Source organism: Streptomyces anthophorae, from assembly GCF_049310305.1.
GTDB lineage: Bacteria > Actinomycetota > Actinomycetes > Streptomycetales > Streptomycetaceae > Streptomyces.
Genome location: NZ_JBLWQQ010000001.1, coordinates 4,592,814 through 4,607,461 on the forward strand (window position 1 = coordinate 4,592,814; position 14,648 = coordinate 4,607,461).

Genomic DNA, 14,648 nt, shown 5'->3' on the forward strand with positions numbered 1-14,648 from the left:
AACCCCCATCTATGTCCGAGCTACCGGTACACTGGGAGACAATCCCGCCCCACTTGTGGGACGCACCGAGCAACGCTGATCAGGGCTTACCGAACAAACACGCCGCAGCCGCTCCGGCCACCAACCGGGAGCTTGGCTTGTGCTGTGCCAGAAAGGGCGCTTCGTGGCCGATTCCGGCAACCCCAACGAGAACATCCCGTCCACCGACGCCGAAGAGCACGGCGGGGCCACAGAGGCCTCGTACGACGCCAGTGCGATCACCGTCCTCGAAGGGCTGGACGCGGTCCGCAAGCGACCCGGCATGTACATCGGCTCGACCGGTGAGCGTGGCCTTCACCACATGGTGCAGGAGGTCGTGGACAACTCCGTCGACGAGGCCCTGGCAGGCCACGCGGACACGATCGACGTCACGATCCTGCCCGACGGCGGCGTCCGCGTCGTCGACAACGGCCGTGGCATCCCCGTGGGCATCATCCCTTCCGAGGGAAAGCCCGCGGTCGAGGTCGTGCTCACCGTCCTGCACGCGGGCGGCAAGTTCGGAGGCGGCGGCTACGCCGTCTCCGGTGGTCTGCACGGCGTGGGCGTCTCCGTCGTCAACGCGCTGTCCACGAAGGTCTCGGTCGAGATCAAGACCGAGGGCTACCGCTGGACGCAGGAGTACAAGGCCGGCGTCCCGACGGCCCCGCTCGCCAAGCACGAGGCCACGGACGAGACCGGCACCTCGGTCACCTTCTGGGCCGACGGCGACATCTTCGAGACCACCGAGTACTCCTTCGAGACGCTGTCGCGGCGCTTCCAGGAGATGGCCTTCCTCAACAAGGGCCTGCGGATCAACCTCACGGACGAGCGCGACATCGCGAAGGCGACGGCCGGCGCGGACACGAACGAGGCGGGCGACGACACCGCCTTCGAGCCGCGTTCGGTGTCGTACCACTACGAAGGCGGCATCGTCGACTTCGTGAAGTACCTGAACTCCCGCAAGGGAGAGGTCGTTCACCCCTCCGTGATCGACATCGAGGCCGAGGACAAGGAGAAGCTCCTTTCCATCGAGGTCGCGATGCAGTGGAACACCAGCTACAGCGAGGGCGTCTACTCCTTCGCCAACGTGATCCACACGCACGAGGGCGGCACCCACGAAGAGGGTTTCCGCGCCGCGATGACCGGCCTCATCAACCGGTACGCGCGCGACAAGAAGCTGCTGCGCGAGAAGGACGACAACCTCACGGGCGACGACATCCGCGAGGGTCTGACGGCGATCATCTCGATCAAGCTGAGTGAGCCGCAGTTCGAGGGCCAGACGAAGACCAAGCTGGGCAACACCGAGGCGAAGACCTTCGTCCAGAAGGTCGTCTACGAGCACCTCCAGGACTGGCTCGACCGCAACCCCGTCGAGGCCACGGACATCATCCGCAAGGCCATCCAGGCGGCCACCGCGCGCGTGGCGGCCCGCAAGGCCCGCGACCTGACCCGTCGCAAGGGCCTCCTGGAGACCGCGTCCCTGCCGGGCAAGCTCTCCGACTGCCAGTCGAACGACCCCACCAAGTGCGAGATCTTCATCGTCGAGGGTGACTCCGCCGGCGGCTCGGCCAAGTCCGGCCGTGACCCGATGTACCAGGCCATCCTGCCGATCCGAGGCAAGATCCTGAACGTCGAGAAGGCGCGCATCGACAAGATCCTGCACAACCAGGAGATCCAGGCGCTGATCTCGGCCTTCGGCACCGGAGTCCATGAGGACTTCGACATCGAGAAGCTCCGCTATCACAAGATCATCCTGATGGCGGACGCCGACGTCGACGGCCAGCACATCAACACGCTGCTGCTGACCTTCCTGTTCCGCTTCATGCGTCCGCTCGTCGAAGCCGGTCACGTCTTCCTGTCGCGCCCGCCGCTCTACAAGATCAAGTGGGGCCGTGACGACTTCGAGTACGCGTACTCGGACCGTGAGCGCGACGCCCTGATCGAGATGGGCCGGCAGGCCGGCAAGCGCATCAAGGACGACTCGGTCCAGCGCTTCAAGGGTCTCGGTGAGATGAACGCCGAGGAGCTGCGCGTCACGACCATGGACCAGGAGCACCGCGTGCTCGGCCAGGTCACGCTCGACGACGCCGCCCAGGCCGACGACCTGTTCTCGGTCCTCATGGGCGAGGACGTCGAGGCCCGGCGCTCGTTCATCCAGCGAAACGCCAAGGACGTCCGCTTCCTCGACATCTGAGTCGGTCTCAGCTGACCGCACAGAAAGGATCTTGACCAGCAATGGCCGACGAGAACACCCCCACGCCGCCGCCCGAGGAGAACGAGGACGGCAGCGCCATCGCGATGCGGATCGAGCCCGTCGGGCTCGAGACGGAGATGCAGCGCTCCTACCTGGACTACGCGATGTCCGTCATCGTGTCCCGCGCGCTGCCCGACGTACGCGACGGCCTCAAGCCCGTCCACCGCCGCGTCCTGTACGCCATGTACGACGGCGGCTACCGGCCCGAGAAGGGCTTCTACAAGTGCGCCCGCGTCGTCGGCGACGTCATGGGCAACTACCACCCGCACGGCGACTCCTCGATCTACGACGCCCTGGTCCGCCTGGCCCAGCCGTGGTCGATGCGCATGCCGCTGGTGGACTCCAACGGAAACTTCGGCTCTCCGGGCAACGACCCCGCCGCCGCCATGCGCTACACCGAGTGCAAGATGGCGCCGCTGTCCATGGAGATGGTCCGTGACATCGACGAGGAGACCGTCGACTTCACGGACAACTACGACGGCCGCTCCCAGGAGCCGACCGTCCTGCCGGCCCGCTTCCCGAACCTGCTGGTCAACGGCTCGGCCGGTATCGCGGTCGGCATGGCCACCAACATCCCGCCGCACAACCTGCGCGAGGTCGCGGCCGGCGCCCAGTGGTACCTGGAGAACCCGGAGGCCTCGCACGAGGAGCTCCTGGACGCCCTCATCGAGCGCATCAAGGGCCCCGACTTCCCGAGCGGCGCCCTCGTGGTGGGCCGCAAGGGCATCGAGGAGGCCTACCGCACCGGCCGTGGCTCCATCACGATGCGCGCGGTCGTCGCGGTCGAGGAGATCCAGAACCGCCAGTGCCTGGTCGTCACGGAGCTGCCCTACCAGGTCAACCCGGACAACCTCGCCCAGAAGATCGCCGACCTCGTGAAGGACGGCAAGGTCGGCGGCATCGCGGACGTCCGCGACGAGACGTCGTCCCGTACCGGCCAGCGCCTGGTCATCGTCCTGAAGCGGGACTCGGTCGCCAAGGTCGTCCTGAACAACCTGTACAAGCACACGGACCTTCAGACGAACTTCGGCGCCAACATGCTGGCGCTCGTCGACGGTGTGCCGCGCACGCTCTCGCTCGACGCGTTCATCCGCCACTGGGTGACGCACCAGATCGAGGTCATCGTCCGCCGGACGAAGTTCCGGCTGCGCAAGGCGGAGGAGCGTGCCCACATCCTGCGCGGCCTCCTGAAGGCCCTGGACGCCATCGACGAGGTCATCGCGCTCATCCGGCGCAGTGACACCGTCGACGTCGCGCGCGGGGGCCTCATGGAGCTCCTGGAGATCGACGAGATCCAGGCGAACGCCATCCTCGAGATGCAGCTGCGCCGACTGGCCGCCCTGGAGCGCCAGAAGATCGTCCAGGAGCACGACGAGCTCCAGCAGAAGATCAACGAGTACAACGCGATCCTGGCCTCGCCCGAGCGGCAGCGGCAGATCGTCAGCTCGGAGTTGCAGCAGATCGTCGACAAGTTCGGCGACGACCGCCGCACCAAGCTGGTGCCCTTCGAAGGCGACATGTCCGTCGAGGACCTCATCGCCGAAGAGGACATCGTCGTCACCATTTCGCGTGGCGGGTACGTCAAGCGCACCAAGACCGACGACTACCGCTCCCAGAAGCGCGGCGGCAAGGGCGTGCGCGGCACGAAGCTCAAGGAAGACGACATCGTCGACCACTTCTTCGTGTCGACGACGCACCACTGGCTGCTGTTCTTCACCAACAAGGGACGCGTCTACCGAGCGAAGGCGTACGAACTCCCGGACGCCGGCCGTGACGCGCGTGGTCAGCACGTCGCGAACCTGCTCGCCTTCCAGCCGGACGAGTCGATCGCCGAGATCCTCGCGATCCGCGACTACGACGCGGTGCCCTACCTGGTCCTCGCCACGAAGGCGGGCCTCGTCAAGAAGACGCCTCTGAAGGACTACGACTCGCCGCGCTCCGGTGGCGTCATCGCCATCAACCTCCGCGAGACGGCGGACGGTTCGGACGACGAGCTGATCGGTGCCGAGCTGGTCTCCTCCGAGGACGACCTGCTGCTCATCAGTAAGAAGGCGCAGTCCATCCGGTTCACCGCCACGGACGACGCACTGCGTCCCATGGGGCGTGCCACGTCCGGCGTCAAGGGCATGAGCTTCCGCGAGGGAGACGAACTGCTCTCGATGAATGTCGTGCGTGCCGGTACGTTCGTCTTCACCGCCACCGACGGTGGGTACGCGAAGCGGACCAACGTCGACGAGTACCGCGTCCAGGGTCGTGGTGGCCTCGGTATCAAGGCCGCCAGGATCGTGGAGGACCGCGGCGAGCTCGTCGGCGCCCTGGTGACCGAGGAGACCGACGAGATCCTCGCCATCACGCTGTCCGGCGGTGTGATTCGTACGCGAGTCAACGAGGTCAGGGAGACGGGCCGTGACACCATGGGCGTCCAACTGATCAACCTGGGCAAGCGCGATGCCGTCGTCGGCATCGCACGTAACGCCGAGGCCGGCCGTGAGGCGGAGGAAGTCGACGGCGACGTACCGCAGGACGCGGACGGCGCCGAGACCGACGATTCCACCGCGGGAGAGACGGCCGTCGGAACGGACGAGGGCGGACAGTCCTCGGCCGAGTAGCGCGAGGAGTGAGTCATCGTGAGCGGAGCCACGGGCGCAGGCTCTACCGGGACATCCACCGGTACGGAAACCGAGAGCGGCCGTGGCTCCGCTCACGACGTCGATGACGTCAAAGGCTCAACCGACTCGACCGACTCGAACGAGTCTCATGGATCCCAGGGGGGAACTGTGACGGACACCCGAGGTCCGCAGACCCAGCAGTACGCGGCCGGTGGCAGCGGTGCCCTGCCGGGCGAGAGGCCGCAGCAGCCGGCCCAGCCGTATCACCCGCCGCAGGCGTACCAGAACTCACCGGACGGGGCCCGCAGGCCGCGCACCGGGGCGCGCACCACCCCGCGTACGCGCAAGGCCCGTCTGCGGGTCGCCAAGGCGGACCCGTGGTCGGTGATGAAGGTCAGCTTCCTGCTGTCCATCGCGCTCGGCATCTGCACGATCATCGCGGCCGCCGTGCTGTGGATGGTCATGGACGCCATGGGTGTCTTCTCCACGGTCGGCGGCACGATCTCCGAGGCCACGGGCTCGAACGAGTCCAACGGCTTCGACCTGCAGTCGTTCCTGTCGCTGCCGCGCGTCCTGATGTTCACGACGGTCATCGCCGTCATCGACGTCGTCCTGGCCACGGCCCTGGCGACGCTCGGCGCGTTCATCTACAACCTCTCCGCCGGCTTCGTCGGCGGCGTCGAGCTCACGCTCGCAGAGGACGAGTGACCGTTCCCCCGGCTCCCTGAGGCCTGCAAGACCCGCTGGTGGGCGGGCCAGGACTATCGATTTTGGGACTGGCCCCCCAGTGCGCTAATCTTCAGGAGTCAGCGCGCGGGACACACACCGCAGAGCGCGGCGGGGCTATAGCTCAGTTGGTTAGAGCGCATCCCTGATAAGGATGAGGCCACAGGTTCAAATCCTGTTAGCCCCACAGTGGCATGACGCCAGGTCAGGCGGCCGGTAGATTCTCAGAATCTACCGGCCGTCTACATTTGTTGATCTTGTTATCCCGGTACTACCCCGTAACTTCCTGGTCGGAGCCGATGTCAGGTAGACGCCAACTGATGTCAGAAGCTGCGACTGCCGGAACCTGAGCGTCCGGTCTACTGTCTGGGCAGCACCGAGCCCCCTGCCGAATGCTGCGGCAGGGGGCTCGGTGTGTGTCCGGCCGACATCGCCTCCCGAGCTGGTCGGGCCGGGGTCTATGGGGTGGCGGGGGTCAGCCCCAGGCGAGGTCGTTCGGTACCGCTGCGGCGGCGTCCGCCGCAGGCGTGCTCGCCGGCACCTCCGAGGTGGCGGGAGCCGCGGGGGCGGGCTCGTCGGCGGCGGCCACGGAGGCTCCGCCGAGCAGGCCCGCGGCGGCGAGTGCGGCGGCTGCGATGGTGAGGCGGAACTTCGTCATGGGCTGACCTTTCGCTGGACGCGACATAAAATCGAACGCGCATCCGGTAAGTGGTTGCATGGAGAACATTGCCACGCACACCCCACGCAATCCAGGATTAGCCCCTCGCACGTTCATGCACCCGCACGAACATGCACAACGGGGGGAACCATGGACACACAGCAACCAACCTTCGGCGAGCACGAGGCAGACGCCTACCGCCGGATCGCCTACGGCGAGGACGTGGACGGCCCCGCCGTCGACCGCCTCGTCCAGCTCGGGCTCATCAGCCCGTCACCCAGCAACCCGGACCAGCACATCCCGCACGACCCGCGCGGCGCCGTCCAACGCCTGCTGACCGGAGCCCTGACCGAGCTCGTCGCCACCGTCGGGAAGATCGAGCAACTCCCCGACATCGCCCGGCTGAGCGCCCACTTCAACCCGAACCGCTGGAACGGCGGCCCCGCCTCCGAGTTCCTGTTCACCCTGACCCAGATGAACCAGCGGATCGGCGAAGTCTCCAGCCAGGCCAGCATCGAGGCATTCACCGCACAGCCCGGCGAACCCGCCGACCGCGACCCCGAGAACGTCCGCCTCGGCACGAAGCGCGTCCTCGAAACCCTGGACCGCGGCGTCCACATCCGCTGCCTCTACAACACCGTCGCCGTCCTCCACCCGCAGACCGGCGAGCACATCCGCGCCATCGCCGAAGCCGGCGCCGAAGTCCGCGCCCTGCCCGGCCGCTTCCCCCGCATGATCCTCGTCGACCGCCGGCACCTGTTCGTCGACAACTGCCTCGACGAGAACGACGCCCCCGACTCCGGTGTCCACATCACCGACCTCGGCTCCGTCGCCTGGGGCCGCATGATCTACGGCGCGTTCTGGGACCGGGCAACACCGTGGCGCGACGTCGTCGACCGCGAGGGCCAGGAAGTCGTCACCGCCCGGCAGCGGGAGATCCTCGACGCCCTGTACTACGGCGCCACCCAGGACCAGGTCGGCCCGCGCCTCGGGCTCGCCCGCCGCACCGTCGCCAAGGAACTCGCCGAACTCCGCGAGGCACGCGGCGGCGTGACCATGTACCAGCTGATGGCCTGGTGGGGCAGCGAGCGCGCCCGCGAGGACGCCGCCTGATGTGATCACCTTGTTGATGTCCTGTGCACAGAACCTGGAGCGCCTGTGGACAGGGCACGGCGTCGCTAGTCTCGAAGGTGGGGAGACGGACTCCCATTCCCCCGGTTCCGTCTGACGCGTAGCCCCAAGCAAGGCCCGGTCGGGGTGCTCGGGAGGCCCCCGGCCGGAAGGGCGCCCCCCGCCGATTGAGTCGGCGGGGGGCGTCTGCACACAGTAAAACGCCCCGCCCTTCATACGAAGGGCGGGGCGCCTGTGCTCAGCCAGATTCGCCGAGCACGTTGCGGGAACAGCGGACGCGCATCACACTGCCCCCGCATCTCGTGCGGCGGTAGCGACAGAGACCGGGCTGCGGCGCCCGGCACGGGCCGGGCGCCCTGACATCAGCCCTTCTTCGGGAGGACGAAGCCTCGGACGGGCTTCGGCTCCGGGGCACGCGAGGTCGGCTGCTGCGAGCGCTTCCACTCTGCGACCAGCTCCGCGTACCGGGGATCAGTCCACTCGGCCATGTGTCACCTCCGCCGTCAGCCTACGGGCGTACGGGCGGCTCGGGCTGCGGCATGGGCCGGATCGTGCACTCAGGCGCGTGCTGGCACTGCGCCGCCACCGACACGAGCGTCTCGTCCGACGGCGCCGACCACAGCTCCGCGTCCGGCTCCCACCCCAGGACGCCGATCGTCGCCCGCGTACGGTTCAGGATCGCCGGGTCGTAGTTCGTGGGGTCATAGCCCGGATAGTGATGCACCATCCCGCCGCCGAGCTGCTCGCACAGCTCGGCGTACGCGGCAGAGTGCAGCAGCAGCGCGTGCCACCCCTCGTCCACGATCCGCGACGGCGCGAGCCCCGTGTCCGGGTTCTTCGCGCACGCGGCCACGAACTTGATCGCCTCCTCGACGATCCGGCCAGCCATCTCCTCGGCCATGTCCGGGTTGGCGTCCATCACCGTGCCGCGGCAGCTCGCGAACACCGCGTCGGGTATGAGCATGCGCGCCATGGCCGGTACGGACCGTATGGGCGGTTCGTTCGGCGGGCCGGGCGTGGGAGGCGGTTCACCAGGTGTACTCACAGGTTCTCTCCTCTGCGTATGGCGGCCGCCCGGCGGGGAGGCTGGGCGGCCGCCGCTTCCGTCACCGGGGTCTAGGGCGACGGGGACTTGCAGGGGCGGCCCGACGTGCAGGACCGCCCCCTTCCCTGGCCCGAGGTGCTGGTCACGGCCAGGCCAGGGGAAGGCGGGCTATATCACCGAGGCACCCGCCAGACCCGCCGCGCGTCCCGATCCATGCAGGGGAAAGACGCGCGACGGGAACTCAGGGGGATGTGCGCCGCTCGGGCGGCAGACCAGGGCGGGCCACGAATCCCAGCACCGTGTTGGGCGGGTTGAGGACGTCGGCGAGAGCGCCGGCCGCGCGCCCGAGGTTCTTCACGTGCGCGTACACGAGGTAGTCGCTGTCGGCGCTGGTCGGATTGGTCGGAGATTCCAGCACCCGGTACGCCGACCGGAACACCACCGACGTCCGGGGCAGGGCGTTGGGGTAGTCCTCCCGAACCATGCGCTGCACCAGCTCCGTCAGCAGCGCCACCTCCTGGTCGAGGTCGGCGCGGTTCGTCTCGGCCAGCACCAGCTCCTCGACCTGGCGGGCCACGTCACGCACGAGCCGGTAGTCGATGGGCTCCTCGGCCGACGGGGCACGGCTTGCCGATACGTTCGGCGCCTGGGCTTCCACTTGGTCCCCCTGCTGTCATCGCGTTTGGTCCTTGAGACCAGGTTGGTGATCAGCGAAGGGGCTAACTGTCACTCTTCGGTGACAGCCCGTGTGACAGTCACAGGCCGACCCAGGCGGCCATGTGCCCGAGGGTGTCCGGCGTGCGGCGCTGCTGGTGCACGAGTCCCTGGATCGTCTCGCGCGCACCGGGGTGGTAGCGCGTCTGCTGCGGCGCGACCTCGCGGGCCTGGAGCAGGGACTTCAGCGCGGCGTCGCACCGTCCCGTCTCCATCTGCGAGCGGGCCCGGTCGATGAGGAAGTGCGCCCGGCGAGAAGTCGCCCAGGTCGTGGGCAGCGTCACGTGCCGCGCCTTCTCCACGGCCTGCCCGTACTTCCGCAGCTCGCCGAGCGCGGAAATTTCGTGCACCGCCACATTGGCCGGCCCGAAGGACAACCAGTGCACCTCGCTCGCATCGCCGGTCCGCCCGGCAATGGCCCGAGCTTCTTCAAGGTGGAGCTCCACTGTGGCGGCGTCGCGGGCACGCGCGGCGATGACCGTCGCGCCCAAGTGCAGCTGGCCCTCGACGGCGAGCGCCTCGGCGGTCGGCTCCGCCTGGCCCAAGACATCGTGGCCGGCGGCGACCAGGCGCAGGCCGATGGTGTGCTCGCCCTCGCGGAAATACACCAGGCCGCGCATGTACTGCCGGACCGCGGCGAGCAGAGGGTCGGAGGCGTGCCGGGCGGCCCAGTCCATCCGGTCGAGAGCGATCGTCGACAGGTCGAGGAAGCCGAGCTTCACGGCGACGTCGTGGGCGGTGCGGTACGCCGACGCGAGGGCGCGCCACAGCTCCGTCGAGGGATGGCGGTGTGCGGCGGTGGTGAGCTCGGCGATCAGCCGGGGCAGGGCTTCGGCCGCGGCGTTGAGCCGCGCGGCGCGCACGTGCTGGCACAACGCGTCGGCGTCCTGCACGAGTTCAACGGGTCCTCGTGTGACGAGGTCGGGGTCGGCGCCGAGGTCGTACAGGTCAAGGGACTCTCGGATTGGGCGGATGAGTCCGGCGAGCCGGTCTTGTTGGAGCTCGGTCATGTACGGCTGTCCCGTCAAGGCTGTGACGTCGATGTGCAGTGCCTTGGCGCACGTCGCTATGAAGTCGGGGGTGGCGGACTTGTGGCCGCGCTCGACTTGGTGCAGATAGCTGTACGAGTACGGGATGCGTAGCGAAAACCCGCGCTGGGTGAATCCTGCGAGCTTGCGCTGCTCCGCGATCCTGGCGCCTGCATGGTCGTCTCCGGGCATACTGGAACTCCGTTCCTGGCTCACCACTTGGAACGGTACCCGCGCTCCATGGCGCTGGACCGGCGATCGCCCCCGCTCCGTCAGGACGGGGGCGGTTGCGTGAGATCAACCGCGCAGGTTGGGTGAGGGCATGACCTCGACCCTGTACCTGTTCGCGTCGGCGGCACCGCCCGTGTTCGACGTCGCGAAGGTCATCGAGACAGCGCAGGCCGACGGGTGGGACGTCTGCCTGGGACTGACGCCCACGGCGGCACGCTGGATCGACGAGAGCCTGGACGGACTGGCGGCGTTGACAGGGCACCCGGTGCGCAGCGAGTACAAGCTGCCCGGCGAGCCCGACGTGTGGCCGAAGGCCGACGTGATCCTGTTCGCCCCGGCCACCTTCAACTCGATCAACTGCTGGGCGGCGGGGTTCACGTCGTCGTTCGTCGTGGGCGTCGTTGCCGAAGGGATCGGCAAAGGCATCCCGACCGTGGCGATGCCGTGCGTGAACGCGGCCTATGCCCAGCACCGCGCCCTGGACAGAAGCATTTCTGAGCTGCGGGAACAGGGCGTCACCATGCTGTACGGCGAAGGCGGGTTCACGCCGAATCCGCCCGGCAGCGGCAAGCCGAAGGCGTACCCCTGGGACGTGGCGCTGCGCGAGGCGAAGCAGCTGCTCGACAGGGCATGACGAAAGCCCCCTCCCGCCCGAAGGCGAGAGGGGGGGGCCGTCCGTGTGCGTGATGTTCGTCAGCTACCCGTTACGCCTGCCAGCGCTTGCTCTTTAGCTGGTTGATCAACTGCTGTCTCCCCAAGAGGAAGCCCATGTCTCGTCGCACCGTGCTGGCTGCTGCCGCGCTCACCATGACCGCCGTGTTCGCTGGCGCCACCGCTGCCAGCGCCGACGCCGGGCCGATCGATGGCCCCAAGCCGCCTCAGCCCAGCGGCCTGATCGGTGCGCACCCGGCGAACGTCAATGACCTCGATGGCCACCTCGCCGACCTGGGGGCGAAGACGGCAGACGAGGCCGGAGCGGCAGGCGACCTTGATCTCCTGGGGGGCATCCTCTGAGCTGGTCACGCCAAGGGCGCGCCCGGGGTGTGAGCGATTCGCGGCCCGCCCGTGCGCGCCCTGCCCCGCCACGGGGGCGGGACAGGGCGCAGATGTCACTTCCCGAGGGCTTCGTAGATGGCGATCCCGAGGGCGAGGACGCTGACGAGTGCGGCCACCGATGGCAGCGGCCACCGCGCCCGCTCCAGCGCGGACAAGCGCTGCTCCAGGTCGCTGATGTCCTTCTCCGTCTGGTCGGTCCTCTGCAACGCGACGTCCAGGCGGCCGTTGAGCGTGGCGAACCCCGTGTCCACGGCACCGCGCAGCCGCTCCAGTTCCACCGCGACCTGCGTCGACTCTGGAGGCGTCACTCGATTCTCTCCGTGATCCCGGGACCGTTGGGCGTGGCCACGGCCGTGAGCACGGCGAGCACCGCGGCGCCGGCCGCGAGCGCCAGGCCCTCGCTCCAGTTCGCGTGAATGATGCCGAGCTGGTCCAGGCCGAGCGAGCCGACGAGGACCTGAGCCCCTGTGCGTACGGCACGCTCGCCAGTTGCTTTCCAGAAAGAGACGGTGAACATGGGCTACTCCTTCACGTCGAAGCCGTGCTTCGCCCCGAGACGGGCAAGCGTGGTCCTGCCTGGGATGCCGTCGGCGGCCGCGCCGGAGTAGCCGCAGCGGCGCTGCCACGCGGCGTACGCGGTCACCGTGGTTGTGCCGTAGTGGCCGTCGCTGTACGTCTTCGAGAGCAGGCCCTCGTCGACCAGCGCGGCCTCGACTGTGCGGACACCCGCGTACGTGACCGGCTGGCCCTTGGCCTTCGGGTTCGAGCGGGCCGCAGCGGAGAGCTGCGACAGGTCGACGACCGGACGCTTCGGCTCGGGCAGCGGCTCGGACGGCGCCGCCGTCCCGAGGCGCTTCGCGATCCGCGACCGCATCGACGCCATCGTGAAGCCCTTGGGGTCAACCTTCCCCGGCTGCCACTCCAGGTGCCCGATCACCGAGCGCGCGCTCCAGCCGTGCGCCCGACAGAGCGCGGCCGCGGCCTTCTCGATCGCGAGCAACTGCGCGGCGGGCCACGGGTCGTCACCGTTGCCGAGGTTCTCGCACTCGAAGCCGTAGAAGCGGGCGTTGCCGTCGGTGTTGGCCTCGTTGTCGCCGGGCAGCTCGGTCTCGTTGATGACGGCGCGCAGGACGTCGTCATCGCCAAGGCCCGCATGGTTCGCCCGGCCGTAGCCGACGAGATGCACGCGGCCGTCCTTCGTGATGACGCCATGGCACAGCGGCCCGGGGAGGTTGCTGTGACCGTCGCGGCAGATGGCCACGGTGCGGGAACTACCGGACGTCACGGTGTGATGGATCATCACGCCGTTCAGCGGGCCCCAAGCTCCGTGCCCCGCACGGTTGTGGTGCTCCCAGTCACCGACCTCGACGACGACCAGGCCCTCGTCGCGCAGAGCTTTAATGAAGCGGGCTGCGGACAGTGGAGACGCCATCAGCCGTCCACCCCCTGAAGGCACTGCAATCCGGCGACGACCGCCCAGTTCTTCGCGTCGAAGAGGTGGCCGAGTGCGGTCGTGAGCTCCGGCCCGGACAGCTTCCCGGCCAGGTCGTGGGCGAGATCGTGGAACGGCTTGCTCACCTCCTGGAGGTGAGCGGGCAAGTGGTCGTAGCTGAAGTGCCGGAGTACAGCCTGGGTGGCTGGGTGGATCTCTGCTGCCATGAGGTCTCCAGACATGGGAAAGGCCCCGGCCAGAGGCGCGGGGCTCAGAGGATGGGTCGGTCTAGTAGTCGCTGGTCTCGCCGACGAACTGGGCATGTTCGAGGGCCCACGCCTCGTGGTGGTCGTGCCACACCTCGACGCCCACCGGCATGCCCGCCTGGCCCTTGAACGGCCAGGCCACGGTCTGCCAAGTCCGGCCCGGCGTCGCGAGCCGGTCGTCGGCGCCGGTGTCGTCGGGCTTGCCGTGCGGGTCGCGGATGAACCTGGACATGACCTGACGCGGCCGGCAGTCGCCGGCGGGAAGCGTGATGGCTCCCCAACGGAGGTTGCGCGCCCACAGGAAATCGGCGTCCTGGGGAGGCGTGATCAGCGAGAGGTTGGTGGCCATCTTCCGGTCGTTGCTCAGCGCCTTCTCGAACGTGAGCAGCGTCCACTCGTTGGGCGGGATGAGCAGCGGCTTCTCGTTGCGGTACAGCTTGCAGACGGTGGCCATGGCGGGCTCCTTGAGGTCGGGCGAGCCGGGGCGGCTCAGCTGGCAGCTTCGTACCGGCCGGACGCGTACAGGATGTCGCCGGCGGCCCACGTGAACGGGAGGACGGAGTCCCAGATGCCTGTGTTGTCGGCGCGGTTGGACACCATCGTTTTGAAGCAGCCCCCCAGGGTGGTGCTGTAGATGGCGGTGGCGCTGTAGTGCAGCGAGCTGGACGTGTCGAACGCGTCGACCAGGATGATGCGCTGCGTAAACCCGGAGGCTGGCACTGCGGGCAGGCCGATCGCCCAGTTCTCTGCGCCGCCGCCCCCGCCCGCTGCGGTCGTAGATCCCCAGGTGAGTTGCACGACCCAGTCCACGGTGCGGCCGATCTTCAGGTAGCGGCCCACGATCGTGCCGTTGCCGAGCGTCGGATTGGCCCCGCCCTCGGCTTGCCAGGTGGGTGTGTACGAGGACCAGGCGCCGAAGAACGAGTTGAACTGATCGCGCACCTCGGTGTTCATCATCGCGGCCGTCACGACCTCGCCGGTCGTCCACGTGCGGGGAGCGAACGTCACTGTGGCACCTCCTGTTCGGCCTCGCCCGGTTCGACCGGTGGGACCGGGGCCTCGGTCGGCCGGCTCGGGTTGGCCGGGTCGTCGGGGTGCCACCAAAAGCGGCGGTTCGGGCGGGGCTGCTTGAGCAGCTCGGCCTCGATCGCCGTGACCTCCTCGGCGGCGGGCACGACGATGGGCACCCAGCCGTAGCCGCAGGTGACGCACGCCCACCGAGGGTCAGCCGGGGAGACGATGTCGGCAGACCCGCACACGCACTGCACCAGCCACCGGTTGGCGTCCACGCGCGCGTACAGCGCGGGCTCTCCATCGAGGACGCCGTCCGGCATGGTGACGCGGCGGCTCAGCCGGTACTCGGTCCACACGTAGACCAGCTCGGCGAGCGGCGTGCCCGCCCAGGCGTCGGCGGGCATGGGCGGCGGCGGCACGTAGTAGTTCTCGGCGCGCACAACGGCGATGGCCACGGGACTGCTCC

At 68.6% G+C, this 14,648-nt stretch carries 18 protein-coding genes and 1 tRNA gene; 7 read left to right on the forward strand and 12 right to left on the reverse strand.

Annotated elements, in window-relative coordinates; translation table 11 throughout:
* The first annotated feature begins 163 nt into the window (after window positions 1-163).
* From gyrB to ACNYS0_RS20825, 4 genes are all read left to right on the forward strand, one after another.
* A complete protein-coding gene (gene gyrB / locus ACNYS0_RS20810) occupies window positions 164-2,212 on the forward strand; it encodes a DNA topoisomerase (ATP-hydrolyzing) subunit B (RefSeq protein WP_422475684.1) in 2,049 nt (682 codons plus the stop codon).
* A gap of 41 nt (window positions 2,213-2,253) precedes the next feature.
* A complete protein-coding gene (gene gyrA, locus ACNYS0_RS20815) occupies window positions 2,254-4,881 on the forward strand; it encodes a DNA gyrase subunit A (RefSeq protein ID WP_422475686.1) in 2,628 nt (875 codons plus the stop codon).
* Window positions 4,882-4,899: 18 nt separating this feature from the next.
* Window positions 4,900-5,589, forward strand: coding sequence for a DUF3566 domain-containing protein (locus ACNYS0_RS20820; RefSeq protein WP_422475688.1), 690 nt, complete (start codon window positions 4,900-4,902; stop codon window positions 5,587-5,589).
* A gap of 131 nt (window positions 5,590-5,720) precedes the next feature.
* Window positions 5,721-5,794, forward strand: a tRNA-Ile gene (locus ACNYS0_RS20825).
* A 288-nt stretch (window positions 5,795-6,082) separates the two neighbouring features.
* Here ACNYS0_RS20825 and ACNYS0_RS20830 read toward each other — a convergent pair.
* The gene (locus tag ACNYS0_RS20830; protein WP_422475690.1) at window positions 6,083-6,265 is read right to left on the reverse strand and encodes a hypothetical protein; all 183 of its coding nucleotides are present in this window, start codon (window positions 6,263-6,265) and stop codon (window positions 6,083-6,085) included.
* Between the two features lie 150 nt (window positions 6,266-6,415).
* On the opposite strand from ACNYS0_RS20830, the gene ACNYS0_RS20835 reads away from it, so the two are divergent.
* On the forward strand, window positions 6,416-7,378 hold the full coding sequence (locus ACNYS0_RS20835; protein WP_422475692.1) for a hypothetical protein: 963 nt from the start codon (window positions 6,416-6,418) through the stop codon (window positions 7,376-7,378).
* A gap of 380 nt (window positions 7,379-7,758) precedes the next feature.
* Here the strand turns inward: ACNYS0_RS20835 and ACNYS0_RS20840 are convergent, their stop codons facing one another.
* From ACNYS0_RS20840 to ACNYS0_RS20855, 4 genes are all read right to left on the reverse strand, one after another.
* Complete coding sequence (locus ACNYS0_RS20840; RefSeq protein ID WP_422475694.1) at window positions 7,759-7,884, reverse strand: hypothetical protein; 126 nt, start codon at window positions 7,882-7,884, stop codon at window positions 7,759-7,761.
* 20 nt (window positions 7,885-7,904) lie between these two features.
* Window positions 7,905-8,369: a glycine-rich domain-containing protein gene (locus tag ACNYS0_RS20845; RefSeq protein WP_422475696.1), complete on the reverse strand. Its 465-nt coding sequence runs from the start codon at window positions 8,367-8,369 to the stop codon at window positions 7,905-7,907.
* Between the two features lie 313 nt (window positions 8,370-8,682).
* Entirely contained in the window at window positions 8,683-9,099 is a 417-nt protein-coding gene (locus tag ACNYS0_RS20850) for a hypothetical protein (RefSeq protein ID WP_422475698.1), read from the reverse strand.
* Window positions 9,100-9,196: 97 nt separating this feature from the next.
* On the reverse strand, window positions 9,197-10,375 hold the full coding sequence (locus ACNYS0_RS20855; RefSeq protein ID WP_422475700.1) for a helix-turn-helix domain-containing protein: 1,179 nt from the start codon (window positions 10,373-10,375) through the stop codon (window positions 9,197-9,199).
* 130 nt (window positions 10,376-10,505) lie between these two features.
* Between ACNYS0_RS20855 and ACNYS0_RS20860 the strand changes: the two genes are divergently transcribed.
* Both ACNYS0_RS20860 and ACNYS0_RS20865 read left to right on the forward strand, forming a co-directional pair.
* Entirely contained in the window at window positions 10,506-11,048 is a 543-nt protein-coding gene (locus tag ACNYS0_RS20860; RefSeq protein ID WP_422475702.1) for a flavoprotein, read from the forward strand.
* A 134-nt stretch (window positions 11,049-11,182) separates the two neighbouring features.
* On the forward strand, window positions 11,183-11,428 hold the full coding sequence (locus tag ACNYS0_RS20865; RefSeq protein WP_422475704.1) for a hypothetical protein: 246 nt from the start codon (window positions 11,183-11,185) through the stop codon (window positions 11,426-11,428).
* A gap of 95 nt (window positions 11,429-11,523) precedes the next feature.
* Here ACNYS0_RS20865 and ACNYS0_RS20870 read toward each other — a convergent pair whose 3' ends face one another.
* The 7 genes from ACNYS0_RS20870 to ACNYS0_RS20900 all read right to left on the reverse strand — a co-directional run bounded on the left by ACNYS0_RS20870 (window position 11,524) and on the right by ACNYS0_RS20900 (window position 14,637).
* On the reverse strand, window positions 11,524-11,778 hold the full coding sequence (locus tag ACNYS0_RS20870) for a hypothetical protein (RefSeq protein ID WP_422475706.1): 255 nt from the start codon (window positions 11,776-11,778) through the stop codon (window positions 11,524-11,526).
* Window positions 11,775-11,987 carry a holin gene (locus ACNYS0_RS20875; RefSeq protein ID WP_422475708.1) on the reverse strand — a complete coding sequence of 71 codons (213 nt, stop codon included), beginning with the start codon at window positions 11,985-11,987 and terminating at the stop codon, window positions 11,775-11,777. The genes ACNYS0_RS20870 and ACNYS0_RS20875 overlap by 4 nt, the downstream gene beginning before the upstream one ends.
* A gap of 3 nt (window positions 11,988-11,990) precedes the next feature.
* Window positions 11,991-12,902, reverse strand: a complete 912-nt coding sequence (locus ACNYS0_RS20880) for an N-acetylmuramoyl-L-alanine amidase (RefSeq protein ID WP_422475710.1) — start codon at window positions 12,900-12,902, stop codon at window positions 11,991-11,993.
* Window positions 12,902-13,129: a hypothetical protein gene (locus tag ACNYS0_RS20885; RefSeq protein WP_422475712.1), complete on the reverse strand. Its 228-nt coding sequence runs from the start codon at window positions 13,127-13,129 to the stop codon at window positions 12,902-12,904. Before ACNYS0_RS20885 ends, ACNYS0_RS20880 begins: the two co-directional genes overlap by 1 nt.
* 61 nt (window positions 13,130-13,190) lie before the next feature.
* Window positions 13,191-13,622, reverse strand: coding sequence for a hypothetical protein (locus tag ACNYS0_RS20890; RefSeq protein ID WP_422475714.1), 432 nt, complete (start codon window positions 13,620-13,622; stop codon window positions 13,191-13,193).
* Between the two features lie 35 nt (window positions 13,623-13,657).
* Window positions 13,658-14,176, reverse strand: a complete 519-nt coding sequence (locus ACNYS0_RS20895; protein WP_422475716.1) for a hypothetical protein — start codon at window positions 14,174-14,176, stop codon at window positions 13,658-13,660.
* Entirely contained in the window at window positions 14,173-14,637 is a 465-nt protein-coding gene (locus tag ACNYS0_RS20900; protein ID WP_422475718.1) for a hypothetical protein, read from the reverse strand. The genes ACNYS0_RS20895 and ACNYS0_RS20900 overlap by 4 nt, the downstream gene beginning before the upstream one ends.
* Window positions 14,638-14,648 lie beyond the last annotated feature (11 nt).